The sequence below is a fragment of the Pseudomonas sp. genome, assembly GCF_030683065.1.
GTDB lineage: Bacteria > Pseudomonadota > Gammaproteobacteria > Pseudomonadales > Pseudomonadaceae > Aquipseudomonas.
This window is the reverse complement of the sequence record NZ_JAUXMX010000034.1, coordinates 87,912-112,328: the sequence shown is the minus strand read 5'-3', so window position 1 is coordinate 112,328 and position 24,417 is coordinate 87,912. Positions and strand designations below refer to the sequence as shown.

Genomic DNA, 24,417 nt, shown 5'->3' with positions numbered 1-24,417 from the left:
TGCAAAGCGCCGCGGGCAACCAGGACCCAGCAAAACGGGTATTGGCTTAACAGCGCTGCGGTCGAGCGTTTATCGACTACTGGCTAAGCATTTGGCCAATGGTCGGATCCTTGAACGCACGGGTCAGCGCGTCGCTCAACACATCACTCACCAACTTGGTGTTGGTTTCCTGGTTCGGCGCCATACCGAAGCGCTGGTTCAATGAAGCGCCGTAGCGGCCGCTGTAACGACGCGAACTGTTCTGCATGTCGACGCGGAAGGTCGCAGTGATATCCGACTCGGTGACGTACAGGCCTTCTTTCGGCGACTGGTACTTCAACTCGGCCAGGGTCAGGGTCAGTTGCGGTGCATTGTAGGCGTTGGGAGTCGGCGTGAAACCAAGCAGACGCACCGCCGCTTCAGCCTGAGCCTGCAGTTTTGGCAGAATATCCTGACCCGTCACCACGATCGCGCTGGTTTCAGGGTACAAGCCGCCGCGCGTGCCGAGTACCGGCGACGGACGACCATCGGCAACCTTCACAACCACCGGTTGACCCTGGCCAACGGCTGCCAGTGGGGCATTAATCTTGGGTTGCGGGCTGAGTTGTTGCGGGCTGTGGGCACAGCCGACCAGGGTCAGACTGACAACAGCAATCAGACCAAACAACAGGCGATGCAGCATGCTCATCTCTCCATGGGTGTGGGGGCGCAAAATCGCCCTGCAGTATAACCAGCCGCAGCATGAGCTAACAGCATCGCTTTTTCAGCCCAACAAGCAACAAACAGCCCCTTGTCACTGCTTTGTCATGCTGATCGGGCATAAGACTTTAGTCGTCAATCGCCTGAGTTCAGTACCATGCCCTCCCTTCGTTCCTGGCTAGCCTCGCGCCGTCACATGCGCATATTTGCCCTCGTCGATGAGCACGGCCTGTGCCGCGCCTTTCGCCACTCAGCCCAGGCGCCGCAAGGCCTGGAATGGATCGAGGTCAATCAGCAACAGCTCGACTGGCTGCATAAACCACTCCCCGCAAGTGCCCGCATAGCCTCAGCCGTGGAATATTCGACCGCCGCCAAAGCATTGGCAGCCTGAACGGCGGCGGAAGAAAAGTCACTTGAGGCGATCAATTTATCTGCATTCGTCTTATAATCTCGCCCCGATTATAAGGACGCCTCCTGATCGGGCCTCGCCGTACTGCTGATGCACTAGCCATCGGTCACGCCCCAGAGAGTCGCCCACTTCGTGCAGCCCCTCAGGCTCGCCGTTTACCCATAACGCAAAATGCGTTGCAGCGATGCAACGGCACCTTTGCGCGGGCAAAAAGGCAGGCCAGGGCGAACGAGCTTTTGAGGTTCACGGCTCCAAAAGAGCGTGAAAAAAACGGTTCCAACAACTTCACAAGAGTGTGGCGAAAATGAACGATCTTGCGGCTGGCAAATGCTCCGCTATCCCTTCCGGCCTCACCCCAGGACATCTCAGCGACTGCTGATAGGCGTTGTTTCACGCTTAGGCCTTTGGCCGTCAACTGGGTGCTGCATTTTTAGGAGAAGTGGTAATGGCGCAGAACGATTACGAAACGGTAGATGTGGTGCTGGTTGGCGCCGGCATCATGAGCGCGACCTTGGGCGTGCTGCTGAAAGAGCTTGATCCTTCGCTCAAACTGGAGGTCATCGAGCTGATGGAGTCCGGTGCGATCGAAAGCTCCAACCCTTGGAATAATGCAGGGACCGGTCATGCCGGACTGTGCGAACTGAACTACACACCGCCAGCGGCAGATGGCTCTATCGACATCAAAAAGTCGGTAACCATCAACACCCAATTCGAAGAATCGAAGCAGTTTTGGGCTTATCTAGTCGAGAAAGGGATCGAGAACGGTAGCTTTGGCTCGCCAAAGTCCTTCATCACCCCGGTGCCACACTTGAGCTTCGTGCGTGGACAGGAAGGCATCGACTTCCTCAAGACTCGCTTTCAGGCACTCACCAAGCACCACGCGTTCAGCGACATGCAATACACCGAAGACCGCGCCACCATGGCCAAGTGGATGCCACTGATGTTGCCTGGTCGCGATCCTCAAGAGCCGATTGCCGCGACCCGGGTCATGGCGGGTACTGACGTCAACTTCGGCACACTGACCAAGCACCTGCTCCACAAGCTGAGCACACAGCCCAACGCACAGGTCAAATGCAAGCAGAAGGTCAACGGCCTCGAGCGCAACGGGCAAGGCTGGCGCGTCAGCATCAAGGATCTGCAAAACGGTGGTCAGCGCACGATCCAGGCCAAGTTCGTCTTCCTGGGTGCCGGCGGTGCCGCCTTGCCATTGCTGCAGATGTCCGGCATTCCAGAAGGCAAAGGCTTTGGTGGTTTCCCGGTTAGCGGCCAGTGGTTGCGCTGCGACAACCCGGAGGTGGTCAAACAGCACGAAGCCAAGGTCTACAGCCAGGCTGAAGTGGGTTCGCCGCCGATGTCGGTGCCACACCTGGACACTCGTGTAGTCGACGGCAAAAAATCCTTGCTGTTCGGACCGTATGCAGGCTTCTCGACTAAATTCCTGCGCCATGGTTCTTTGCTTGATCTACCCCTGTCGATCCGCCCCAACAACATCGGCCCGATGCTGGCTGTAGCACGTGACAACTTTGAACTGACGCGCTACCTGATCAAGGAAGTGATGCAGTCCGATGAAAAGCGCCTGAAGACCCTGCGCGGTTTCTATCCCCAAGCCAAAGTTGAAGACTGGCGCCTGGAAATTGCAGGACAACGCGTGCAGATCATCAAGAAGGACGCCAAGCACGGCGGTATCCTGCAGTTCGGTACCGAACTGGTTGCTGCTCAGGATGGCTCTATCGCCGCTTTGCTCGGTGCATCGCCAGGCGCTTCGGTGACTGTGTCGATCATGCTCGATCTGATTAAGCGCTGCTTCCCCGAGCAGGTTAAATCCGAGCAGTGGCGCAGCAAGCTGAACGAGATTTTCCCGGCCATGGCCGAGGTTCTCGCCAGCGATGCCGCGCGCTACAGCGAGGTACAGGCGCGTTCCGATGAGCTGCTGCAACTCAACGAGCCGGCCATGGCTTGAATCGGCTGCAGTACTAAGCGCTTGTGAAAAACCGCCTTGCGAGGCGGTTTTTTTATGGGTGCGGTTTCACTCAATCCACGCACGGCTCCGTTGCGGCTGGTCACCCACAGCACCGCGCAGGGTTCGCCGCGACCCGTTCAAGCCGCCTAGGCGGAGGCACCCAAGGGGTAGAAGCTGAAGTATTGACGCAGCGAGTCAACCATCTCAACGAACTCGGCTGACGGCGCCACCAAGGCAAAGCCTGAGTCGAAGCTGCCTGGGGTTACATCTTCACGGCACCACTGACAGGTGGCCGAGAAATCAATGAAGCGCGGGGCTTTTTGCCCTGGAACCTTAACGCGCATGTCAAAGCGCGCACCAACCAGCAAGGGTAATTGGCTGATCAACATCAGGCCGTCCAACGACAAATTACCGATATAGCCAATTGGCTTATCGGTAATACGGTTGAACACCTTCAAGTAGCACGGTAACTGCTGACGTTCTATTCGGCGCTGAATAGGCATAATGGCAAATCGCTATAAATGACATTTAAAGTATGGCCGCACTACTGCGCTTAAACCAGCCTCAGGTGCAGCGCTCGGACACTTGGTCACGGAGCTGACGACGAGCGGCATCAAGCTGTTCATCGCTGTAATAGGTGCGCTCGCCATTCGCCTCGGCGTGGAAATAGCGCCGCCCTTCTGCAATCTGCGCCAACCTGTTGCGCAACTCGCCGCATTCCTGCGTGCGCCGCGCTTGGCGCTCGGCAGAGGCCAGCGAAGCCTGCACCTGCTCGGCGCGACGTGCCTCGTAGAAGCGAGCGCCACGCTCCTCACGTTCGCGGGTCGCCTGGTCACGCTCAATCACCTGGGGCCTGACCTCGACTCGCTCAGCGCCTGGCGCAGCGGGCTGCTGGGAGAAATGCACCTGACCATTGGCATCGACCCAGCGATAGATCTCTGCCACTGCCAGTCCAGGCACTAACAAGAGACAGAGCAACAAACGCATAAACGTGTCCTCCCTGATTGATGCTTCAGCTTACTCCCGGAACACCACGTGGCGAAACCCTGCGACCAGTGGTCAGAGTGCCGTGGATGCGGCCTTGACCGCCCCTGCTGGATGGTGATGCCCCAACTGCTGCAAGGTCTCAAGGCGGGCTTGGGCGCGAAACGCGTATTCGCTGGACGGGTAACGGCTGATGATGAACGCATAGGTCTGCGCCGCATCGACGAACAATGCTTGCCGCTCCAGGCACTGACCACGCAACAGGGAAATTTCCGGCTGCAAGTAGGCGCGCGAACGGCTTTTACGCTCAGCCAGGGATAACTCCAGCATGACCTGCTGACAATTGCCCCGTTCATAATCACGGTAGGCATTATTCAAATGGTGGTCGAGCGACCAGCGGGTACAACCGGCAGCACTAAGGGCCAGGATCACAATCAACAGGGTTCGCATCGGTCTCTCCTCCAAGTACACAGTGTATCGACTGGTACACGAAAAACTGCAGGGCGTTAGCGAGTCACGAGCCAACTGCCCAGCAGTCAACTTTTCGCCCGCCGGCCAATTGCCACCCACAGCGTCCGCTAAGCTGATGCAGGTCAACGCCGGCTGCGCCGCCATGCGGTGCAATGGACAACTACCCCAAAACGAGGCCCAGACCATGAATCTGCAACAGCTACTGGTTGTCATCGATCCCCAGCAAACACGCCAACCAGCACTCGAGCGGGCCGTATGGCTGGCACGCAAGACCCGCGCGCAATTGCACCTGCTGCTGGTCGAATATAACGCCACCCTGGAAGCCGCCCATCTGTTCGATACCGCCTTGCAAAGTCGCGGACGTGCGGCCCTGCTCGACCGTGGCACCGCGTGGCTGGAAGAACTGGCGACGCCACTCCGGGCCGAGGGCCTGGAGGTGCACCTGGACGTGCGCTGGGGTAGGCCGCTGCACACGCTGGTCTTGGAGAAAGTGGCCGAGCAGGCGCCAGATCTGGTGCTCAAGTCCACTGCGCATGACAGCCTGCTGCGTCGACTGCTACTGACCAATAGCTGCTGGCAGCTGATCCGCCATTGCCCTGCACCGCTATGGCTGGTGCACCATGCCGAGTGGCAGGGCCATAGCCTGTGTGCGGCGCTTGATCCGGTACACAGTGCCGACAAACCGGCAGCGCTTGATCATCAGCTGATTCGTGCAGCCAGCGAGTTGAGCCGTCAACTGGGCATGCAGGCACACTACCTGCACAGTTATTCGCCCTTGCCGCGCACCCTGATGTTCGATGCCGAACTGGTCGCCAATTACGATAACTATGTCGCCCGCTGCGCCACCCAGCACCGTGAAGCCTTCGATCAGTTGATCGGCCAGTACCCCATCGCCACGCCCGACACCCACTTGATCGAGGGTTTTGCCGAAGAAGTACTGCCACGCTTTGTTCGCGAGCAACATGTTGATCTGCTGCTGATGGGCGCCATCGCCCGTGGCCACCTGGCTACAGCCCTGATTGGGCATACCGCTGAACGTATTCTGGAGAGCGTGGACTGCGATTTACTGGTGCTCAAACCTGAGCAGCGGTGAAACAACGCACGCCCGCTGTGAGCACAACGGTGGTTGCTCTAAACAAAAATCAGGGTCACTCAACCCGCTATGCCCTCCTGCTTTTGACCAAGAACCGCTTGCCGCGAACGCCTGGAGACGGGCACGATATTTTCACAATCACTGAGTAGAAAGGTAGTGCAGAGCAACAATGACTACAGGGTTATGGCGTAGTAGCCTCGCGCTCAATCGCAACTCAGGAGTCTGTGCATGACCTTTCGCCGCACCAAAATCGTCGCCACCCTTGGCCCTTCGAGCAATTCGCCCGAAGTCCTCGAACAGTTGATCATCGCGGGCCTGGATGTGGCCCGGTTGAACTTCTCCCATGGCTCGCCAGACGAGCACAAGGCACGTGCCAAGCTAGTACGTGAACTGGCCGCCAAGCACGGTCGGCATGTTGCCCTGCTCGGTGACCTGCAAGGGCCGAAAATCCGGATTGCCAAGTTCGCCTGCAAGCGCATCGAACTCAAGGTCGGCGACACGTTCACCTTTTCCACCAGCCATCCGCTGACCGAAGGCACCCAGGAAATCGTCGGTATCGACTATCCAGATCTGGTCAAAGACTGCGGGGTCGGCGACGAACTCTTGCTCGACGACGGCCGGGTGGTGATGCGTGTAGACACGGCGAGTGCCGACGCCCTGCACTGTTCGGTACTGATCGGCGGCCCACTGTCCGACCACAAAGGCATCAACCGTCGCGGGGGCGGCTTGACCGCACCAGCACTGACCGAAAAAGACAAAGCCGACATCATCCTCGCCGCCGAAATGGACCTGGATTACCTGGCCGTGTCTTTCCCGCGTGACGCTTCGGATATGGAATACGCGCGCAAGCTGCGCGACGAGTCGGGCGGCACCGCCTGGCTAGTGGCCAAGATCGAACGCGCCGAAGCTGTGGCCAACGACGAAACTCTCGACGGCCTGATCCGCGCCAGTGATGCAGTCATGGTCGCCCGTGGCGACCTCGGCGTGGAGATCGGCGATGCCGAGCTGTGCGGCATCCAGAAGAAGATCATTCTGCATGCGCGCCGCCACAACAAGGCAGTGATCACGGCGACCCAGATGATGGAGTCGATGATCCAGAACCCAATGCCAACCCGCGCGGAAGTCTCCGACGTAGCCAACGCGGTACTCGACTACACAGACGCGGTGATGCTCTCGGCGGAAAGTGCCGCCGGCGCCTACCCGCTGGAAGCGGTGCAAGCCATGGCGCGGATTTGCATCGGTGCGGAAAAGCACCCAACCAGTAAAGCCTCCAGCCATCGCATGGGCACGACCTTCGAGCGTTGTGACGAAAGCATCGCCCTGGCGGCCATGTACACGGCCAACCACTTCCCCGGGGTTAAAGCGATCATCGCCCTGACCGAAAGCGGCTACACCCCGCTGATCATGTCGCGGATTCGCTCCTCGGTACCGATCTACGCCTTCTCCCCGCACCGCGCCACCCAGGCCCGCGCTGCCATGTTCCGCGGCGTCTACACCGTGCCGTTCGACCCGGCGGCCCTGCCCCCGGAAAAGGTCAGCCAAGCGGCGGTGGATGAGCTGCTCAAGCGTGGCGTGGTCGAGCCGGGAGACTGGGTAATTCTGACCAAGGGCGACAGCTACCACACCATCGGCGGCACCAATGGCATGAAAATTCTGCATGTCGGTGAAAAGCTCGTGTAACGCCTGCGCCGTAACGTACAAAGGCCGCTCGATGAGCGGCCTTTTCGTTTGCGCAACGCCGTAGGGTGCGCCATGCGCACCGAAACAGCCGCTTACCGGAACCTGGAGAAGTCCGCCGGGCGCCGCTGCATAAAGGCCGTCAGCGCCTCGATGGCCTCTGGCGAGCGCAAGCGCTCACCGAACAGCGCGCCCTCCTCCTCGATCACCCGGCGCAACTCTTCACGACCCGGCGCACGCATCAGGCGCTTGCTGTCGGCTACCGCCGAGGGCGCCAGTTGCTGGAAACGCTGAGCCATCTCGCGAGCCCTGGCCAAGGTCGCCGGACCGTCCTGCAGCGCCTCATTGGCAATTCCCCAGGCCGCCGCCTGCTCACCCGTGAAGCCTTGCCCCAACAGCAGCAACTCGGCCGCCCGCACATGGCCGAGCAGGCGCGGCAGAAGCAGGCTAGAGCCGTATTCGGGGCATAACCCCAGGTTGACGAAAGGCATCTTCAGGCTCGCATCGCGGCTGACGTAAACCAGATCGCAATGCAACAACAGGGTGGTGCCGATGCCCACCGCCGGCCCGCTAACCGCTGCAACTACTGGTTTACTGAACTCAAACAGGGCCTGCATGAACCGGAACACTTCACTGCCCAGCCCGGACGGCGGCGCCTGGATGAAGTCGGCCACATCGTTGCCGCTGGTGAAGCACGTCTCACCGCCGGTGATCAGCACAGCGCGAACACTGGCATCCTGATCGGCCTGATCAAGCACCTCGGCCAGCCCGCTGTACATCGCCCGGGTCAGGGCATTTTTCTTTTGCAAACGATTAAAACGCAGGGTCAACAGCCCCTCTTCGCGCTCGACCAACAGGTTTTCGCTCATCACTCATACTCCGGGGGCACCCCGCAGAGGTGGTTAGCGGGCGTACGGTAAAAACAGGTCGGCAAACATCTGATTACGCGGCATACCTGCCAGATACAGGCGCCGGGTAAAGCGTTCGACACTCTCAGGGTGGCCGCAGAGTAAAGCGATGGTTTGCCGCGAAACAAGGCGCAGTTCGGCCAAAGCAGCTGGCAACTCGGCCGCACTGAGCAGTTCGACCTGCAGCTGCGAATGCTGTGCGGCCAGCTGCGCCAAGGGTTCGGCCAAGTAATGATCCGCTCGATCATGCCCCAGGTGAATGACCCGTATGCCGCCCTGGTGATCCAGCCGCAGTGCCTCGCGCAGGACCCCGTAGAGCGGTGCCAGCCCAGTCCCGGCCGCCAGCAACCAGAGCGGGCGCATCTGCCAGTCAGGGTCATAGTGCAGAGCACCGCCACGCAGCTCACCAATGCGCAAAGCATCACCCGGCTTGAACGTCCGCGCGGCATCGCTGAATGCGCCAGGCTGGCGACACTCCAGGTGGAACTCCAGCCAGGGGTCTTCGCCAGGCAGACTGGCCAACGAATAAGGCCGGGCAATGCCCGTATCGGTCCAAAGCACCAGATGCTGACCGGCGCGGTAACGCAGCGGTTGCTGGAGCATCAGGCGCAGGCGCAACACATCCGGAGTGAGCCAGTCGCAGGCATCGATTAGCGCGGGTCGTCCATCACGTAACGGATCAAACACTTCGACCTGCAAGTCATCGACAATCCGACACTGACAGGCTAGCCGCCAGCCCTGCTCGCGACGCTGCGGGTCGAGCGCATCCGGCCTGGCATCCAGCGGCTCACCGCGCAGGCACCGCACCATACACGCATGGCAACTGCCCGAACGGCAGCTATAAGGTACCGCGACCCCACCCTGCAGCAGGGCATCAAGCAGGTTGCTGGCAGGCGCAACTGTCAGGCGCTGCTGACCCACTGTCAATTCAGGCATCGGCATCCTCCCAGGCTGCTTCGCAACGGTTACGCCCGCTACGTTTGGCCCGGTAGAGCGCCTGATCGGCGCGCTGCAGCGCCTCATCCAAATCATCGTCTACGGTCAACAAGGTCATCCCGATGGACAAACTCAGAGTATCCACCTTAATGCCCAAGGGTTCAGCCTGATTAAAGGCCTCACGAAGACGCTCGCAACAGGCAGAGAACTGATCGATCTGGGTATTGGGCAGCAACAGCACGAACTCTTCGCCGCCATAACGGGCGATGATATCGCCATCGCGCAGACAGGTTTGCGCAACACTGGCGAAGGTTTGCAGAACGCGATCACCTGCGGCGTGGCCATGGGCATCATTGATCCGTTTGAAGTAGTCCAGATCGATCAGCGCCAGGCCGTGCTGACTACCCGGCTGCAGACGTTGCAACTCCGTGTTGGCAAAGCGCAAGAAGTAGCGGCGATTGAACAGGCCAGTCAACTCATCGGTGGACACCAGGTCTTCTAGTTGTCGCATCATCCCGCGCAGGGTGTCCTGATGCGCTTGCAAGGCGAAACGGCGCTGGCGCATGCGCTGACGCATGGCGTGCATATAGCTGGCAAACAGGCTCAGCCAGAGCATCACACCGCCCAGCACGCTGACCTGCACGATAGCCATAGCGGGATCGGCCAGACGGTACAGATACGCCTCATAAAGATTCAGCCCGGCAAAGCCGAAAAAAGCCATGACCGCACAGCGCGTAAACACCCTGGGCGGCAACTGGAATACACCAAACAACAGGATCAGCACGTAGACCACTAACAGGGGACCGCGGCCATTGGCGAACATGCCCAGCACAAACGTCAGCCAGGCCAGAGCAACCAGTACCTGCGCTTCGGTCAGGCTGGGGTCACGAAAACGCAGATTCTGCCCGGACAAAAACAGGCCGAGGAAGACCGCCTGAGTGAGCGCCGCCAACCCGGTAACCAGCAACACAGTCGGTATGGAGGCTCGTAACAGGTCGTTGAATACCGCGACCCAACACAGCAGTCCCGTCAGGGCGTAGGTCGACGCCGCCATGCCGAAGCGCTTCAAGAGCAGGCGCTGCAGAGTATGCTGAGAGACCCGCTGGTGATTTAGGCTCATAGGGGCTATGGGCTCCATCCCATACTGGCATTCAGCCGCCACTCTACGCCCGTGATAAGCAAATGCCCAGTACGTTCAGCGGCCGATCAGCGACCAAGGTCGACCGCCGCTCGGGTGTGCGCCCAGCGGCCCTCGCGGTATACTGTCGCGCCTTTTTTACTGCGCCCGCGTGTCGACTCATGGTTCGCCGCTCGCGAAGTTCCTGCCCTACTCCTGAATTTATAACCTGTCTTTGTAATCTGTCTTTGTAATCTGTCTATGTAATCTGTCTTTATATAAGGAGCGCCAAGCATGACCGTGATCAAGCAAGACGACCTGATCCAGAGCGTCGCCGACGCCCTGCAATTTATTTCCTACTACCATCCCGTGGACTTCATCCAGGCCATGCATGAAGCCTACCTGAAGGAAGAGTCCCCGGCCGCGCGCGACTCCATGGCGCAAATCCTGATCAACTCGCGCATGTGTGCCACCGGCCATCGGCCGATCTGCCAGGACACCGGCATCGTCACCGTGTTTATCCGCGTCGGCATGGACGTACGCTGGACCGGCGCCACCATGAGCGTCGACGACATGATCAATGAAGGCGTGCGCCGCGCTTACAACCTGCCGGAAAACGTCCTGCGCGCCTCGATCCTCGCTGACCCAGCGGGTGCACGGAAGAACACCAAAGACAACACCCCGGCCGTGATCCACTACTCCATCGTCCCTGGCGACAAGGTTGAAGTAGACGTCGCAGCCAAAGGCGGCGGCTCCGAGAACAAATCGAAAATGGCCATGCTCAACCCGTCCGACTCGATCGTCGACTGGGTGCTCAAGACCGTGCCGCAAATGGGCGCCGGCTGGTGCCCGCCAGGCATGCTCGGCATCGGCATCGGCGGCACCGCCGAGAAAGCCGCGCTAATGGCCAAGGAAGTGCTGATGGAATCCATCGACATCCATGAGCTGAAAGCCCGCGGCCCGTCCAATCGCATTGAAGAACTGCGCCTGGAACTGTTCGACAAGGTCAACCAACTGGGCATCGGTGCCCAGGGCCTCGGCGGCCTGACCACCGTGCTCGACGTCAAGATCATGGATTACCCGACCCACGCCGCATCCTTGCCGGTGTGCATGATCCCCAACTGCGCCGCCACCCGTCACGCGCACTTCGTGCTCGACGGCACTGGCCCGGCCGAGCTGGAAGCGCCGGACCTGTCCGCCTACCCGGAAATCGTCTGGGAAGCCGGTCCGAGCGCGCGCCGCGTCGACCTTAATACCATCACCCCGGAAGATGTGCAGAGCTGGAAGCCGGGCGAAACCGTATTGCTCAACGGCAAAATGCTCACCGGCCGCGATGCTGCGCACAAGCGTATGGTCGAAATGCTTAATAAAGGTGAGCAATTGCCGGTCGACCTCAAGGGTCGCTTCATCTATTACGTTGGCCCGGTCGATCCGGTCGGCGACGAAGTGGTTGGCCCGGCTGGCCCGACCACTGCTACGCGGATGGACAAGTTCACCCGGCAGATTCTAGAAAGCACCGGCCTGCTGGGCATGATCGGCAAGTCCGAACGTGGCCCGATTGCCATTGAGGCAATCAAGGACAACAAGGCCGTGTACCTGATGGCCGTCGGCGGCGCCGCTTATCTGGTCTCGCAAGCGATCAAAAAATCGCGCGTGGTGGCCTTTGCCGAACTGGGCATGGAAGCCATCTACGAGTTCGACGTAAAAGACATGCCGGTCACCGTGGCAGTCGACACCAAGGGCGAGTCGGTGCACATCACCGGCCCTGCGATCTGGCAGAAGAAGATCCACGACAGCCTGGCGATTGAAATCAAGTAACCGCGACTGTGATAAACGACAAACCCGGCCATGCGCCGGGTTTGTCGTTTAAGCGCCGGCCTCAGTCCAACGGCTCATCGTCGCGAATAAGGGTGTAGTGCCTGCCCTGCTGATCCTCGCTGTAGTCATGCACATAGAACATCACCACCTCGCCCAGACCCGGCATGGTCGCGGCATAGTCGCCGACGTCGGCCACGAAGAAACCAGCCGAGCCAGGCTTGGCCTCGCATTCGATAAAGGCGGTGACGAACGTATCGGGATCGGCATCGCCGAAGAACTCGGCGCGCTCAAGTTCGTCCCAGTCGTCAGGTGCCTTGAACGCACCGGTGAACAGCACTTTGGCATCACCGAGGTCGAGTTCTTCGACCTCGGGATCATCGTCATCCGGCCGGTAGACGGTGCAGTCCTGGGCGTCGGGGTTGCTGAGAATAGCCAGGCGCTGCTGGGGATCGATCGGGGGCATGTGGGTCTCCTTAAGTCAGGATTGCAGCCTACAGCAGGCATCGGTGTCTGTGAAAATATCGAGGCGAGAGAGTCGCAGTAGGCTATAGGTTTTTCACGCCGTCTCGGGGTGGCGGGCGAAGACCATGGCTTTCAAGCCGCTGTCGGGCTGACTGTCGGCGAACTCCGGCGGGTTTTCCAGGCGCTGGACAACGCTTAGGCAGGGCGCTTCAAGGGCCATGCTTTGCACCAAGAAGTCGGGACCGATGTCCGGGTCATTCATGCAGGCCAGGACTATGCCGTGCTCACTGAGCAGCTCGGGCAGGCGGCGCAGGACTTTTCGATAATCCTGGGTCAGGACAAAACTGCCCTTCTGGAAAGACGGCGGGTCGATGATGACCAGGTCATAGGGCGCGTGTTTTCTGATCGCCCCCCAGGACTTGAACAGGTCATGACCGAGAAAGCTAACCCGGCTCAGGTCATGCCCGTTCAGCCGGTGATTGTCTCGCCCGCGGCTCAGAGCCGCCTTGGCCATGTCCAGGTTCAGCACATGCTCGGCGCCACCCGCGATGGCCGCCACCGAAAAGCCGCAGGTGTAGGCGAACAGATTCAGCACCCGTTTACCTTCGGCCTGGGCCTGCACCCAGCGACGGCCATAGCGCATGTCGAGGAACAAGCCGGTGTTCTGCTTCTTCCCCAGATCCAGCTTGAAACGCAAGCCATGCTCGCCGATCAACCATTCATCGCGAACCTCGCCCAGCAGCCACTGGGTCATGCTGTCCGGCAAGTAGCGGTGCTGCAGCAACAGGCTATGTGCCTGGCTGTCCAGCCAGACGGGCGACTGGGTTAGCGCCATGAGCATGTGCTTAAGCGCAGTCAGTTCGTCTGGCTCAGGCTCGCGAAACAGCGATACCAGCACCACACCCTGCAACCAGTCTACGGTGATTTGCTCGAGCCCCGGCCAGCAGCGCCCGCGGCCGTGAAACAGGCGCCGTGCTTCATCGGGAGGTGGGCTTAACGCGGCGAACAACTGCTGCTGCAGGGTAGCGATGGCATCTGAATTCATGGGGGGACTTTATTACCGGGTCATTGCGGGACATTTTAAACGCAATAAAGACATGTCTTCGGAAAAACTCGGTGATTGCCCGGTTGCCCGCAGCACAATCTGCAGAAAAATCACCGAACTGGATCAGACGCCGGGACGTTTCTGCGTGGTCAGGCAGACACACCTGCAGAACCAGCGCCCATGCTCCGCCGCCGAGCCAAAGCATGGCCCTCAGGCAAGCACCTCCGATAAAGGCAGCTCACCGCTCAACAGGCCTCTGCCGCCCGCCAGCCGTTCTGGCTCGGCCCGGCTCAATCTGCCCGCACAAATCCAGATCACTTAAGTCTGCGTTAAGACTCACAGCCGACACTCACCCCCAAGCCAACAAATGAGGTTCCGGTGATGGAGCTGCCCTGGGTGCAACATGACAACGCGCTGGCTCGAATCGGCCGCGATCAACCAATGAGCCTGTACTTGGCGCAAGCTTCCAGCCCGCGCCGGGCGCAACTCGAAGCCTTTATCCATGAGCGCTTCGCGCAGCAGCATAGCGCCCGGGTTCGCCACTTCATGCCCTGCCTGTTCGGCCTGGAGGATCTCGCCGGTCAATTGCTAGGCGCGGTCGGCCTACGCAGTGGCGCCAGTGGCCCGCTATTTCTTGAACGCTACCTGAAGCAACCGATCGAGGCGGTGATCGCCGCGCAGCACAGGCATAACCCACCGAGCCGTCAGCAAATTGTCGAGGTTGGCAACCTGGCCGCCAATGGCCCTGGCGCCGCACGCCTACTGATAGTCGCGCTGACCGACCTACTGGTAGCACTGGGCTTTCGCTGGGTGACCTTCACCGGCACGCCGACGCTGCTCAACAGCTTCCAGCGCCTGGGCCTGACGCCTTTGCCGCTGGGTCCAGCCAATCCCGACTGCATGGGCGACGAACTGGCCGACTGGGGCAGCTACTACGACAGTCAACCACAGGTGATGGCCGGCGATATCTACGCCGGCCATCAACGCCTACTGCACCTCGGCGCCTATCCGCGCCTGGGCCACCAAGCCTTGTATGCACTGGAGGACATGCCCCATGTGGCCTGCCGCTGATAGCCTGTTCGCCAAACTGGCCCTGCACGCCGAGCGTATCGCCCTGCGTGAAGGCCAGCTGCAATTTAGTTACCGTCAGTTGCTCGACGAAGTGTCACGGCGTAGCGCCTACCTGACGCAGCTCGGCGTCCAACGCATCGCCCTGGACCTGGACAACGGCATCGACTGGCTGTTGTGGGATCTGGCCGTGCTCAAGGCGGGCCTGGTCTGTGTACCGCTGCCCGGCTTCTTCTCGCCGGATCAGCAACGCCATGTGCTCGACAGCGCCAGCGTCGACTGCCTGCTTGGCCAGGACAGTCCGGCGTTTCGCGACCTGGGCTTCGTTGCCACAGGCGCCGGCCTGCTGCTACGTGCGCGGCCTCAGGCTGACGAACTGCCTGCCGGCACCTGCAAGATCACCTACACCTCAGGCACCACCGGCCAGCCGAAAGGCGTTTGCCTGGACGCCCACACCCAGCTACAAGTCGCCCAGAGCCTGGTCAGCGCCAGCGCCAGCTGCCAGGTCGAACGCCACCTGTGCGTGCTGCCGCTGGCCACCTTGCTGGAGAACATTGCCGGGGTCTATGCGCCGCTGCTGGCCGGCGCCTGCGTCGAGCTGCTGCCAATGACCGAGGTCGGCCTGCTCGGCGCCAGTCAGTTCGACCTGCCGACTTTTCTCGGCGCGCTGCAGCGCGTGCAGCCGCACAGCCTGATCCTCCTGCCGCAGTTGCTGCTGGCCCTGGTCAACGCCGGCGAACGCGGTCTGCCGCTGCCCGGCTCGTTGCGCTTTATCGCGGTGGGCGGCGGCCGGGTGGCGCCGCAGCTGCTCGAGCGCGCCGACGCCCTCGGCCTGCCGGTGTTCGAAGGCTATGGCCTGTCCGAATGCGCCTCGGTGGTCTGCCTGAATACCCCGCAGCAGCGCCGTATCGGCAGCGTCGGCAAGCCACTCGAGCACCTCGAGATCCGTCTCGGGCCGGACCAGGAAGTCCTGGTCAAAGGCCCGCGCTTGCTCGGCTACCTGGGCGAGCCAGCACCCCAGGGCGACTGGCTAGGTACCGGCGATCTCGGCCACTTCGATGAAGGTTTTCTGATCCTGCACGGGCGCAAGAAACACCAGTTCATCACTGCCTTCGGGCGCAACGTCAACCCGGAATGGGTCGAGGCCGAACTGGTCCAGCAACTGCCTATCGCCCAAGCCTGGCTGCATGGCGAAGCGCTGCCGACGAATGTCGCGGTGCTGGTGCCGCGCTTCGCCGAGAGCAGCGACGAAGACCTCGCCGCTGCGGTCGAGCAGGTCAATCGGCAACTTCCCGATTACGCCCGCGTGCACCACTGGCTGCGCGCCGGGCAACCCTTCAGCAGCGCCAACCAGCAGGCCACCGCCAACGGCCGCCTGCGCCGCACCGCCCTTTATCAGCACTACCGAAGTGCCATCGACGAGTTGATGGCGCTCGATATTTTCACAACCTCTGAACCCTGCCCCGGAGATGCCCCATGAGTTTCTACGACAGCCTGCTCGAACAGACCAGCACCGAGCGCGATTACCTGCTCACCGCGCCGATCATCCAGCAAGCCATGCGCGGCCAGGTCAGCCTGCCCAGCTACCTGGCTTTCCTCACCGAAGCCTATCACCACGTCAAACACACCGTGCCCTTGCTGATGGCCTGCGGCGCGCGCTTGCCCGAGCGCCTGGAATGGCTGCGCGAGGCAATTGCCGAATACATCGAGGAGGAATACGGCCACCAGGAATGGATCCTCAACGACATCCGCGCCTGTGACGGCGATGCCGAAGCGGTGCGACGCGGCACACCCAGGTTGGCCACCGAGCTGCTGGTCAGCTACGTCTACGACCGCATCGCCCGGCATAACCCGGTGAGCTTCTTCGGCATGGTCACTGTATTGGAAGGCACCAGCATCGCCCTGGCCACCCAGGTCGCTGGCGTAATCCAGGACAAGCTGCAGCTGCCGAACAAGGCCTTCAGCTACCTGACCTCCCACGGCAGCCTCGACCTCGAGCACATCGAACTGCTGAAGACCCTGATGAACCGCCTGGACAACGACGATGACAAGGCCGCCGTGGTGCACACCGCCAAGGTGGTTTACCGCCTGTATGGCGATGTATTCCGCAGCCTGCCGCTGTCCAGCGAGGCGTGAACATGCACCTGAAAGATTGCCGAGCCCTGATCACCGGCGCCAGCGGCGGGATCGGCCAGGCGCTGGTCACTGAACTGCTGGCCAGTGGCGCGCACCTCATCTTGGTGGGGCGTAACGTAGATCCCATGCAAAGCCTGGCGCAACGCTACCCAAGCCAGGTCGTGGTGGTAAAAGCCGATATCAGCGAACGCGAAGGCCGAGAAACCGCGCTCGCCGCCGCCCAGCGTTTCGGCGGGATCAACACCCTGATCAACGCCGCCGGGATCAATTGCTTCAGCCTGCTCGAACAACACGACGAGCAGGCCATCGCCGAGCTGATCGGCCTCAATGTCACCGCCACCCTGCAACTGACTCACCGTCTGCTGCCGCTCTTGCGCCAGCAAGGCCGGGCGCTAGTGATCAATCTGGGCTCGACCTTCGGCTCCATCGGCTACCCCGGTTTCACCGCCTACTGCGCCAGCAAATTCGCCCTGCGCGGCTTTTCCGAAGCGCTACGCCGCGAGCTGGCCGACACCCGGATCAAGGTTCTCTACTTCGCCCCGCGCGCCACCCGCACCACGATGAACGCCGCCAACGTGGTGGCGATGAACGACGAACTCAACGTCGCCATGGACGATCCGCAGCGCGTTGCCGCGCAACTGATCGAGGCAATCCGCCGCGAACACGAGGAAAGCTACCTGGGCTGGCCGGAAAAACTCTTCGTGCGCCTTAACAGTCTGCTGCCCCGCCTGGTCGACCAGGCTTTGCGCAAGCAATTGCCGATCATTCAACGCTTCGCCCGCTCCAAGCCCTGAAGGAGTTTCACCATGAAGTTTGCCCGCACCCTCGCCTGCACCCTGCTCTGCCTGGGCAGCCTGCCCGCTTTCGCTCTCAGCGAGCAAGGCCGGCAGCAACTGCAACAGCTGCAAAGCCGCTGGGCCGAGATCAATTACCAACTGCCGGAGAAACAGCGCGAGGCGGCCTTCGCCACGCTCGCCGAGCAGGCGCAACAGGCGGTCAAGGCCGAACCAGAAGCCGCTGAATTGCTGATCTGGCGCGGCATCATCCTCAGCACCCAGGCTGGCGCCAAGGGCGGATTGGGCGCACTGGGTCTGGTCAAGCAGGCCAAGGCCAGCCTCGAGCAAGCCTTGAGCGCGGATCCCCAAGCACTGGACGGTTCTGCCTACACCAGCCTCGGCAGCCTCTACTATCAAGTGCCGGGCTGGCCGGTCGGCTTCGGCGACGAGGAGAAAGCCGAAGCCATGCTCAAGCAGGCTCTTGCGCTGAACCCGGACGGCATCGACCCGAACTACTTTTATGGCGACTTTCTCCAGCGCAACCAGCGCTACGCCGAGGCCAAAGTGACCCTGGAAAAAGCCCTGCAGGCGCCCGACCGCCCTGATCGCGCCAGTGCCGATGCGGGTCGCCGCGCCGAAACACGGCAACTGCTCGGTGAAGTCAGCAAGAAGCTGGAATAAGTCTGCTAAGCGGAGTTGAATGATCACAGATCACCCGCCGCCCATGTGCGCATGGTGCAGCCTAACCAAGGAACCCCAATGCGCATTTTGCTGGTCGAAGACGATACCGCCCTCGGTGAAGGCATCCGCACCGCCCTCAAGCCCGAGGGCTACACCGTCGACTGGGTGCAGGACGGCAGCAGCGCCCTGCATGCCCTGACCCATGAAAGCTTCGAGCTGGCGATCCTTGACCTCGGCCTGCCGCGCATGGACGGCCTGCAGGTGCTCAAACACCTGCGCGCCGCCGCCAACCCGGTGCCGGTATTGGTGCTCACCGCGCGCGACTCCACCAGCGACCGCATTGCCGGACTGGATGCTGGCGCCGACGATTACCTGATCAAGCCGTTCGACGTCGATGAGCTCAAGGCGCGCTTACGCGCCCTGCTGCGGCGTAGCTTCAACCGTGCGCAGCCAGCCCTGGAGTACCGCGGCATCAGCATCGACCCGATCAGCCAAGCCGTAAATTTTCAGGGCCAGGTGGTCAACCTGCCGCGCAAGGAGTTTCTCCTGCTGCACGAACTGCTTGCTCAACCCGGCCGCGTTCTGACCCGCGACAAACTGCAACAGGCGCTCTACGGCTGGGACGAGGAACTGGAAAGCAACGCCCTGGAAGTGCACGTGCACCACCTGCGCAAGAAGTTCTTCGCCGATCTGATCCGCACCGTGCGCGGCGTCGGCTACTTGGTGGACAAAGTCTGATGCTGTCGATTCGCGCCCGCACCCTGCTACTGGTTCTCGGCTTGCTCAGCCTGTCGATGACCCTTATTTCCTATAAAAGCTACCGCGATGCCCAGCATGAGATCGAAGAGCTATTCGATGCCCAACTCGCGCAGACCGCCCGCCTGCTGCAAGGCATGCTCAGTCGCGATATGCCGCCCAGCGCGCGCCAAAGCCTGCAAAGCGCACTGAACCAGGCAGTTCTGGCGCAACATGATGACAGCGATTATGGCACAGCTAGCGGCCACCCCTACGAAGGCAAACTGGCCTTCCAGGTGCTCGATGAACAAGGCCAGGTGCTGCTGCAGTCAGCCAGCGCACCGACCGGCGTACTGGAAAAAATGGTCGAAGACCTAACGCAAACGGATCGCCTGCCTCTGCTGACCCACATCGCCGAGCAGCTTGCCGGCTACCACACGGTGACCATGGGCAACTATCACTGGCGCCTGTTCATTCTGCACGACCGGCCAGATAGTCACTGGATTGTGGTTGGCGAGCGAGACGATGTGCGTGGTGAACTGGTGGGTAAAGTCGCCTTGCGCAGCCTGCTACCCGACTTGGTTGGTCTGCCCCTGCTCGCCTTGCTGGTTTGGCTCGCGGTGGGCTGGGGGCTGCGCCCGCTGCGGCGCATGGCAGAGTTGATCAAGGCCCGCGCGCCGAACAACCTGGCGCCGTTGCTGCTGTCGCCACTGCCCAGCGAACTGGAACCGATGGGCGCCGCACTCAACCGCCTGCTGCTGCAGGTCAACCAACTGCTCAACCAGGAGAAACGCTTTATCGCCGACGCCGCCCATGAGCTGCGTACACCGCTGGCAGTGCTGCGCATCCACGCGCAAAACGCCCTGCAAGCTCCTGACCCGGTCGACCGCAACGAAGCGTTGCACCAACTCGGTAGCGGCGTCGAGCGTGCGACCCGCGTAATCACCCAGCTGCTGACCCTGGCCCGCCTCGAACCCAGCGTAGTGCAACTGGCGATGGTCGACCTCGACCTGCTCGGCTTCGTGCGCAACGAACTGGCCGAACTGACCCCCCTGGCCCTCGATCGCCAGCAAGATCTCAACCTCGACGCTGACGAGAGCAGCGACTACCACCTGCTCGCCGACGGCCCGAGCTTGGGGACTCTGCTGCAGAACCTGATCGGCAACGCCGTGCAATACACCCCAATCGGCGGACGCATACAGGTGCAACTGCACGCGCAAAACGATGCCCTGACTCTGCGTATCCAGGACAGCGGCCCCGGCGTTGAACCTGCGCTGCGGGAGCAACTCTTCGAACGGTTCTACCGCCAGGGTGACGGCCAGGGCGCTGGCCTGGGCCTGTCGATAGTCCTGCGCGTGGTCGAACTGCACCGCGGCAGTATCAGCCTCGATGAGTCGCCGCTGGGCGGGCTGGAAGTCTGCGTACGCTTGCCAAAGAATGCCCGCGAGCAGCTGAAATGATCGGTGAGCGGAAATCGGCCAAGGGCCGACATCCGCAAACAACATATACAAGCAGCGTTAGAGCTTCAGGTTGACCGACAAGTAGGCCGAACGCCCAGGCGCGGCAGAGAACATCGGCTGGTCATCACCGCCCCAGAAGAAGTTGTCGTACCAGACGTATTCATACTCTTCATCCAGAACGTTCTTCATTTGCAGATCAAGGCTGGTAGTTGGCGAAAGGTTGTACCTCACGTTGGCATCAAGCAGCGCAAAGCCACCGTATTTGCCTTGCTCGTTCAACTCATCGATGTAGTAGTCACCTTGGGCTCGCGCCTGCAGGCCGAACTGCCAATCCTGATGAGGCTGGTATTGCGCGCCCAGGTTGGAGATAAAGCGCGGCGTGGAAAACACCTCGTTACCCGCCAGGGACTGACCCGCGCCGGTAAAAGCGCTGACTACTTTGGCCTCCTGAATCGAATGCGATGCCCAGACCGTCCACTCGTCATTGAGGGTGGCGTTGAGCTGCAGATCAACCCCGCGGCGGCGGGTTTCGCCCAGGCCGACGGTGGTGCCGGTACTCGGCATGTTGGCCACTTCGTCGGTGGCGTCCTGTTGCCAAACCGCGACACGCGCCTCGGCGCCGACAAACGGATCAAAGCGAACGCCCACTTCCTTGCCGGTGTTGATCGACGGCTTGAAGGTCGCCTGCCCGGCAGTCATGTAAGCCGGTGCGCGCGACCCGGTCAGCACCTGAAAGGTTTGCCCCCAGTTGGCATAGATGTTTACCGATGGCGTCAGGCTGTACACCACACTGAGCTTGGGTTGCTCAATCCATCCGTAATCCTGCAAATCAGCGTCGATATTGCCCGGCAATTGGGTTTCGCCGGAGAACTTGTCCACCCGGTAAGCCGGAATGATTTTCAGCGAGTCGGTGGGCTCGATCACCGCCTGGACGAAGGCGCCGAGGTTATCCAGCTCGTAATGGTCGTCGTTCTGAATGCGCGCAGGGGTAGCCGAGAAATCGGTCGGCACGCTGAAGTTGTAGCGGTAGCGGCGGTATTCATTATTTTGCTGCTCAACGTTAACCCCGCCCTCAAGGGTCAACCACTCGCGGGCTGACCAGGTGAGCGTGTTGAGCACGCCGGTCTGGTCTTCCTTCCACTGCCGGCGCTGACGCGGCGCGTTGCCGAGCGGATAATTGGTGAAGGTCACTTGGCGGTCATCGTCGTAGCGATTGTGGTAGAGCTTGCTGCTCAACCCCAGGTCATCGCGCAGTTGCCAATCCAGGTGCACAGCCACTTGCTGCATGTCGCGATCATCGCCATCGTTGGCATTTTTGGCGGCGGAACCGCTGCGATCGGCATCCAGTTCGGCCTTGGTCTGAAAGCCGGACTCTTGCGCTTCGTGGTGATAGATACGCGTCACCAGGCCGACTTTCAGCAGCTCGGCGTCATCGGTGAAGAACCACTTGCCGCCGATGGCGTATTTGTCCGACTGACTGTGGTCGCGATGGCCATCGCTGTCTTGCTTGGCGAAGAAATAGTTCTGCGCAAAGTTACCCGACTCGCGCCCCACGGCCACTTGCAACTCACGGGTGTTGAAGCTGCCGTAGGTCAGCCGACCATCGCTGTAGTTGCCGCCCTGACGGGTGACGAAATTGATATTGCCGCCGATGTTATGCAGGCCATACCGCGGGTCGTTGGTGCCGCGCACCACCTCGATATGCTCGATATCCAGCGGGAAGACCATGTCGATAAAGCGCTGGTTGCCGCTGTTGACGTTGCTCGGCACGCCATCAATCAGGGTCTTGATGCCATTGATGTAACCCTCGCCGTTGAACGCACGGAAAGTCGCCTTGCCAGATTCCGCCCCCTGGCGGGTTTCAGTCAGCTGGATGCCGGGCATCTGCCCCAGTAACTCCCAACTGTTCATCACGCTTTTGTCTTCGATCATGTCGCCACCGAGTACATCCACGGAGGTCAGCACGCTGGTGCCGGTCTTTTTCAACTCACTGGATTTAGCCTTCACATACTGTGAACCCAGGGTAATAGTGGACTCGCCAGCCTGAGCGGCGAGCACACTGCCGCTGCTCAACAGCGCCATTAGCGCCACAGGGAAAAGCTCGATCTTCATGTATTTCCTTGATTTTTCAGAGGGGGAGCCTGGAGGAACCGCCGGAGTTGTGGCGACCCTGTAACCGCCTACGCCCGCTTTTGTGAATAGCGACGGCCAGGCTTGGTGTCACGGAGCAATTCAGACCAGGTAAATGCCAGGTGCATTGTTACGCGCTGGCTTGCCACACCCGGCCAAAGCAAAACACATGTTATATCATAACAATGATAATCATCTAGCTGCCGCGGCATCCCTTGTTACTCGGCCGTCAATCCGCTGCTTGCAGAAATCAACCCGCATCGTGACGGAGTGACAAGTCCGCCAGGTGCTGCAGGCAGCGGGCGCAGCCTTGTCGAGCAAACTCGATGATGAACATTTCGGATTTCAGCGCAGACCTGTGCACCAACCGCTGGTGGGTCGCGGCAGGCATTGACAGAGGAAAACATCCTCAGCTGGAAGGGATCATTCATACGGCCACGATTGCCGTAGCCGAAACAGGGACGAAGCCAAAAGGAATATGTGCCAAGTACCGGCCACAGGCGTGAATCGAAGCGGCTGCGGGGGCGCGCATAGCAAAGCAGACAACTGTCTGCCAGACACGCGAGGGAGGACAAGTTGCAACTTAACCTGTCAGGGGATTGCCAGCTGCTACTGCGCAATTCAACTCACACAACGCAACACGATGAGTTGCGCGGCAGTTTCGCGCGCATTACCCATCAGCCGCAGGCTGGGACGGCGCCCTCAAATGCATCACAACGCGGCCCCGTTCAAGAGACCACAATGGGAATCGGTTCGGGCTTTGCGCTGCCGTTAGCCGTTAGCCGTTAGCCGTTAGTGAAAAAGGGAGTCACTCGACAGGCCGTTTTTTTCAAAAATCTCGCGCAAACGCTTCAACGCCTCAACCTGAATCTGCCTGACTCGCTCACGGGTCAGGCCAATTTCCTGACCAACCTCCTCCAGAGTGCAGCTCTCGTGGCCGCGCAGACCAAAGCGCCGGATCACCACTTCGCGCTGCTTGTCGGTCAACTCGGACAGCCATTGATCGATGCTTTGTGAGAGGTCGTCGTCTTGCAGTAATTCGCACGGATCAGTCGGCCGATCATCGGTCAGCGTATCGAGTAGAGTCTTGTCAGAATCTGGACCAAGGGACACATCTACCGAAGAAACCCGCTCATTCAAGCCGAGCATGCGCTTTACCTCACCCACTGGCTTTTCCAGCAGATTGGCAATTTCTTCCGCCGAAGGCTCATGGTCAAGCTTCTGGGTTAGCTCACGCGCCGCTCGCAGGTAGACATTGAGTTCTTTGACCACATGGATCGGTAAACGAATGGTGCGCGTCTGGTTCATGATCGCCCGCTCGATGGTCTGGCGGATCCACCAGGTCGCGTAAGTCGAGAAGCGGAAACCGCGTTCCGGGTCGAACTTCTCGACTGCCCGGATCAAGCCGAGGTTACCCTCTTCAATCAGGTCGAGCAGCGATAAGCCACGATTGACGTAGCGCCGAGCAATTTTCACGACAAGACGCAGGTTGCTTTCGATCATGCGCTTACGCCCAGCCGGATCGCCTTTCTGCGCCAGCCGCGCGAAAAAAACTTCCTCTTCAGGGCTAAGCAGGGGGGAAAAACCGATTTCGTTGAGATACAACTGAGTGGCGTCTAGCGCGCGGGTGTAATCAATATATTTGTGCTGCTTAGTGCCGGACTGCTTGGCTTTGCTACGCGTGACTGGCGTTTCTGCCTGCTTATTCGGTGTATCTGTCAGTACGATGCCCGGCTCCATCAAGAGCATTTCATCGTCGACGTCAAACTCCGGCGCTTCTTTTGGATTGAGTGCCATTATTGTTGTCCCTTGCTGAGTTCGACAGCAAGCTCGGGTGGCACCTCGGCAACACCTGAGCCCGTCCCTCCCATGT

The 24,417-nt window shown here is 60.6% G+C and carries 24 protein-coding genes; 13 read left to right on the top strand and 11 right to left on the bottom strand.

The genetic code is table 11. The features are described 5' to 3' along the window. Positions 1–76 precede the first annotated feature (76 nt). The gene (locus tag Q8K09_RS11830; RefSeq protein ID WP_305255171.1) at positions 77–661 is read right to left on the bottom strand and encodes a YajG family lipoprotein; all 585 of its coding nucleotides are present in this window, start codon (positions 659–661) and stop codon (positions 77–79) included. Positions 662–874: 213 nt separating this feature from the next. On the opposite strand from Q8K09_RS11830, the gene Q8K09_RS11825 reads away from it, so the two are divergent. Continuing rightward, the gene (locus Q8K09_RS11825) at positions 875–1,069 is read left to right on the top strand and encodes a hypothetical protein (protein ID WP_305255170.1); all 195 of its coding nucleotides are present in this window, start codon (positions 875–877) and stop codon (positions 1,067–1,069) included. 463 nt (positions 1,070–1,532) lie between these two features. Beyond that, on the top strand, positions 1,533–3,047 hold the full coding sequence (gene mqo, locus Q8K09_RS11820; RefSeq protein ID WP_305255169.1) for a malate dehydrogenase (quinone): 1,515 nt from the start codon (positions 1,533–1,535) through the stop codon (positions 3,045–3,047). A gap of 146 nt (positions 3,048–3,193) precedes the next feature. Here the strand turns inward: mqo and Q8K09_RS11815 are convergent, their stop codons facing one another. From Q8K09_RS11815 to Q8K09_RS11805, 3 genes are all read right to left on the bottom strand, one after another. Then, positions 3,194–3,550, bottom strand: a complete 357-nt coding sequence (locus Q8K09_RS11815) for a PilZ domain-containing protein (RefSeq protein ID WP_305255168.1) — start codon at positions 3,548–3,550, stop codon at positions 3,194–3,196. A 61-nt stretch (positions 3,551–3,611) separates the two neighbouring features. Further along, on the bottom strand, positions 3,612–4,034 hold the full coding sequence (locus Q8K09_RS11810; protein WP_305255167.1) for a DUF4124 domain-containing protein: 423 nt from the start codon (positions 4,032–4,034) through the stop codon (positions 3,612–3,614). A 72-nt stretch (positions 4,035–4,106) separates the two neighbouring features. After that, the gene (locus Q8K09_RS11805; RefSeq protein ID WP_305255166.1) at positions 4,107–4,481 is read right to left on the bottom strand and encodes a tol-pal system YbgF family protein; all 375 of its coding nucleotides are present in this window, start codon (positions 4,479–4,481) and stop codon (positions 4,107–4,109) included. A gap of 205 nt (positions 4,482–4,686) precedes the next feature. Between Q8K09_RS11805 and Q8K09_RS11800 the strand changes: the two genes are divergently transcribed. Together Q8K09_RS11800 and pyk are read left to right on the top strand one after the other, a co-directional pair. Continuing rightward, positions 4,687–5,595, top strand: coding sequence for a universal stress protein (locus Q8K09_RS11800; protein WP_305255165.1), 909 nt, complete (start codon positions 4,687–4,689; stop codon positions 5,593–5,595). A 228-nt stretch (positions 5,596–5,823) separates the two neighbouring features. Then, a complete protein-coding gene (pyk, locus tag Q8K09_RS11795) occupies positions 5,824–7,275 on the top strand; it encodes a pyruvate kinase (protein ID WP_305255164.1) in 1,452 nt (483 codons plus the stop codon). 92 nt (positions 7,276–7,367) lie between these two features. On the opposite strand, the gene Q8K09_RS11790 is transcribed toward pyk, so the two are convergent. Genes Q8K09_RS11790 through Q8K09_RS11780 form a run of 3 tightly spaced genes read right to left on the bottom strand, consistent with a single transcriptional unit; the run spans position 7,368 to position 10,236 of the window. Next, entirely contained in the window at positions 7,368–8,141 is a 774-nt protein-coding gene (locus Q8K09_RS11790) for an enoyl-CoA hydratase (RefSeq protein WP_305255163.1), read from the bottom strand. Positions 8,142–8,174: 33 nt separating this feature from the next. Beyond that, positions 8,175–9,116 carry an iron-sulfur-binding ferredoxin reductase gene (locus Q8K09_RS11785; protein WP_305255162.1) on the bottom strand — a complete coding sequence of 314 codons (942 nt, stop codon included), beginning with the start codon at positions 9,114–9,116 and terminating at the stop codon, positions 8,175–8,177. After that, positions 9,109–10,236 carry a diguanylate cyclase gene (locus Q8K09_RS11780; RefSeq protein ID WP_305255161.1) on the bottom strand — a complete coding sequence of 376 codons (1,128 nt, stop codon included), beginning with the start codon at positions 10,234–10,236 and terminating at the stop codon, positions 9,109–9,111. Before Q8K09_RS11780 ends, Q8K09_RS11785 begins: the two co-directional genes overlap by 8 nt. A gap of 291 nt (positions 10,237–10,527) precedes the next feature. On the opposite strand from Q8K09_RS11780, the gene Q8K09_RS11775 reads away from it, so the two are divergent. Beyond that, positions 10,528–12,051 (top strand): fumarate hydratase, encoded by a 1,524-nt coding sequence (locus Q8K09_RS11775; protein ID WP_305255160.1) that lies wholly within the window; start codon positions 10,528–10,530, stop codon positions 12,049–12,051. A 61-nt stretch (positions 12,052–12,112) separates the two neighbouring features. Here the strand turns inward: Q8K09_RS11775 and Q8K09_RS11770 are convergent, their stop codons facing one another. Together Q8K09_RS11770 and Q8K09_RS11765 are read right to left on the bottom strand one after the other, a co-directional pair. Continuing rightward, the gene (locus Q8K09_RS11770; protein WP_305255159.1) at positions 12,113–12,514 is read right to left on the bottom strand and encodes a hypothetical protein; all 402 of its coding nucleotides are present in this window, start codon (positions 12,512–12,514) and stop codon (positions 12,113–12,115) included. Between the two features lie 93 nt (positions 12,515–12,607). Continuing rightward, positions 12,608–13,558, bottom strand: coding sequence for a class I SAM-dependent methyltransferase (locus Q8K09_RS11765; RefSeq protein WP_305255158.1), 951 nt, complete (start codon positions 13,556–13,558; stop codon positions 12,608–12,610). On the opposite strand from Q8K09_RS11765, the gene Q8K09_RS11760 reads away from it, so the two are divergent. The 8 genes from Q8K09_RS11760 (at position 13,542) to Q8K09_RS11725 (ending at position 20,414) form a co-directional block, all read left to right on the top strand. Beyond that, positions 13,542–13,880 carry a hypothetical protein gene (locus tag Q8K09_RS11760; protein ID WP_305255157.1) on the top strand — a complete coding sequence of 113 codons (339 nt, stop codon included), beginning with the start codon at positions 13,542–13,544 and terminating at the stop codon, positions 13,878–13,880. The two genes, Q8K09_RS11765 and Q8K09_RS11760, sit on opposite strands and share 17 nt — an antisense overlap. Before the next feature lie 59 nt (positions 13,881–13,939). After that, on the top strand, positions 13,940–14,629 hold the full coding sequence (locus Q8K09_RS11755) for a thermostable hemolysin (protein WP_305255156.1): 690 nt from the start codon (positions 13,940–13,942) through the stop codon (positions 14,627–14,629). Beyond that, a complete protein-coding gene (locus Q8K09_RS11750; RefSeq protein ID WP_305255155.1) occupies positions 14,613–16,106 on the top strand; it encodes an AMP-binding protein in 1,494 nt (497 codons plus the stop codon). The genes Q8K09_RS11755 and Q8K09_RS11750 overlap by 17 nt, the downstream gene beginning before the upstream one ends. Further along, the gene (locus tag Q8K09_RS11745) at positions 16,103–16,762 is read left to right on the top strand and encodes a TenA family transcriptional regulator (RefSeq protein ID WP_305255154.1); all 660 of its coding nucleotides are present in this window, start codon (positions 16,103–16,105) and stop codon (positions 16,760–16,762) included. Before Q8K09_RS11750 ends, Q8K09_RS11745 begins: the two co-directional genes overlap by 4 nt. 2 nt (positions 16,763–16,764) lie before the next feature. After that, a complete protein-coding gene (locus tag Q8K09_RS11740; RefSeq protein WP_305255153.1) occupies positions 16,765–17,556 on the top strand; it encodes an SDR family oxidoreductase in 792 nt (263 codons plus the stop codon). Between the two features lie 12 nt (positions 17,557–17,568). After that, positions 17,569–18,219 (top strand): tetratricopeptide repeat protein, encoded by a 651-nt coding sequence (locus Q8K09_RS11735; RefSeq protein WP_305255152.1) that lies wholly within the window; start codon positions 17,569–17,571, stop codon positions 18,217–18,219. A 78-nt stretch (positions 18,220–18,297) separates the two neighbouring features. Further along, the gene (locus Q8K09_RS11730) at positions 18,298–18,957 is read left to right on the top strand and encodes a response regulator transcription factor (protein WP_305255151.1); all 660 of its coding nucleotides are present in this window, start codon (positions 18,298–18,300) and stop codon (positions 18,955–18,957) included. After that, entirely contained in the window at positions 18,957–20,414 is a 1,458-nt protein-coding gene (locus Q8K09_RS11725; RefSeq protein WP_305255150.1) for an ATP-binding protein, read from the top strand. The genes Q8K09_RS11730 and Q8K09_RS11725 overlap by 1 nt, the downstream gene beginning before the upstream one ends. 57 nt (positions 20,415–20,471) lie before the next feature. Here Q8K09_RS11725 and Q8K09_RS11720 read toward each other — a convergent pair whose 3' ends face one another. After that, positions 20,472–22,526 (bottom strand): TonB-dependent receptor, encoded by a 2,055-nt coding sequence (locus Q8K09_RS11720; protein ID WP_305255149.1) that lies wholly within the window; start codon positions 22,524–22,526, stop codon positions 20,472–20,474. Positions 22,527–23,336: 810 nt separating this feature from the next. Continuing rightward, positions 23,337–24,341 (bottom strand): RNA polymerase sigma factor RpoS, encoded by a 1,005-nt coding sequence (gene rpoS / locus Q8K09_RS11715; protein WP_305255148.1) that lies wholly within the window; start codon positions 24,339–24,341, stop codon positions 23,337–23,339. Between the last annotated feature and the right edge of the window lie 76 nt (positions 24,342–24,417).

Excerpts from the sequence above, each read along its gene's own strand:
- Q8K09_RS11805 (WP_305255166.1), bottom strand. The coding sequence starts at position 4,481 with ATGCGAACCCTGTTGATTGTGATCCTGGCCCTTAGTGCTGCCGGTTGT.
- Q8K09_RS11800 (WP_305255165.1), top strand. The coding sequence starts at position 4,687 with ATGAATCTGCAACAGCTACTGGTTGTCATCGATCCCCAGCAAACACGC.
- Q8K09_RS11755 (WP_305255156.1), top strand. The coding sequence starts at position 13,940 with ATGGAGCTGCCCTGGGTGCAACATGACAACGCGCTGGCTCGAATCGGC.
- Q8K09_RS11750 (WP_305255155.1), top strand. The coding sequence starts at position 14,613 with ATGTGGCCTGCCGCTGATAGCCTGTTCGCCAAACTGGCCCTGCACGCC.
- Q8K09_RS11765 (WP_305255158.1), bottom strand. The coding sequence starts at position 13,558 with ATGAATTCAGATGCCATCGCTACCCTGCAGCAGCAGTTGTTCGCCGCG.
- rpoS (WP_305255148.1), bottom strand. The coding sequence starts at position 24,341 with ATGGCACTCAATCCAAAAGAAGCGCCGGAGTTTGACGTCGACGATGAA.
- Q8K09_RS11775 (WP_305255160.1), top strand. The coding sequence starts at position 10,528 with ATGACCGTGATCAAGCAAGACGACCTGATCCAGAGCGTCGCCGACGCC.
- mqo (WP_305255169.1), top strand. The coding sequence starts at position 1,533 with ATGGCGCAGAACGATTACGAAACGGTAGATGTGGTGCTGGTTGGCGCC.
- Q8K09_RS11720 (WP_305255149.1), bottom strand. The coding sequence starts at position 22,526 with ATGAAGATCGAGCTTTTCCCTGTGGCGCTAATGGCGCTGTTGAGCAGC.
- Q8K09_RS11735 (WP_305255152.1), top strand. The coding sequence starts at position 17,569 with ATGAAGTTTGCCCGCACCCTCGCCTGCACCCTGCTCTGCCTGGGCAGC.
- Q8K09_RS11785 (WP_305255162.1), bottom strand. The coding sequence starts at position 9,116 with ATGCCTGAATTGACAGTGGGTCAGCAGCGCCTGACAGTTGCGCCTGCC.
- Q8K09_RS11815 (WP_305255168.1), bottom strand. The coding sequence starts at position 3,550 with ATGCCTATTCAGCGCCGAATAGAACGTCAGCAGTTACCGTGCTACTTG.
- Q8K09_RS11810 (WP_305255167.1), bottom strand. The coding sequence starts at position 4,034 with ATGCGTTTGTTGCTCTGTCTCTTGTTAGTGCCTGGACTGGCAGTGGCA.
- Q8K09_RS11725 (WP_305255150.1), top strand. The coding sequence starts at position 18,957 with ATGCTGTCGATTCGCGCCCGCACCCTGCTACTGGTTCTCGGCTTGCTC.
- pyk (WP_305255164.1), top strand. The coding sequence starts at position 5,824 with ATGACCTTTCGCCGCACCAAAATCGTCGCCACCCTTGGCCCTTCGAGC.
- Q8K09_RS11830 (WP_305255171.1), bottom strand. The coding sequence starts at position 661 with ATGCTGCATCGCCTGTTGTTTGGTCTGATTGCTGTTGTCAGTCTGACC.
- Q8K09_RS11770 (WP_305255159.1), bottom strand. The coding sequence starts at position 12,514 with ATGCCCCCGATCGATCCCCAGCAGCGCCTGGCTATTCTCAGCAACCCC.
- Q8K09_RS11825 (WP_305255170.1), top strand. The coding sequence starts at position 875 with ATGCGCATATTTGCCCTCGTCGATGAGCACGGCCTGTGCCGCGCCTTT.
- Q8K09_RS11745 (WP_305255154.1), top strand. The coding sequence starts at position 16,103 with ATGAGTTTCTACGACAGCCTGCTCGAACAGACCAGCACCGAGCGCGAT.
- Q8K09_RS11730 (WP_305255151.1), top strand. The coding sequence starts at position 18,298 with ATGCGCATTTTGCTGGTCGAAGACGATACCGCCCTCGGTGAAGGCATC.
- Q8K09_RS11790 (WP_305255163.1), bottom strand. The coding sequence starts at position 8,141 with ATGAGCGAAAACCTGTTGGTCGAGCGCGAAGAGGGGCTGTTGACCCTG.
- Q8K09_RS11760 (WP_305255157.1), top strand. The coding sequence starts at position 13,542 with ATGGCATCTGAATTCATGGGGGGACTTTATTACCGGGTCATTGCGGGA.
- Q8K09_RS11740 (WP_305255153.1), top strand. The coding sequence starts at position 16,765 with ATGCACCTGAAAGATTGCCGAGCCCTGATCACCGGCGCCAGCGGCGGG.
- Q8K09_RS11780 (WP_305255161.1), bottom strand. The coding sequence starts at position 10,236 with ATGAGCCTAAATCACCAGCGGGTCTCTCAGCATACTCTGCAGCGCCTG.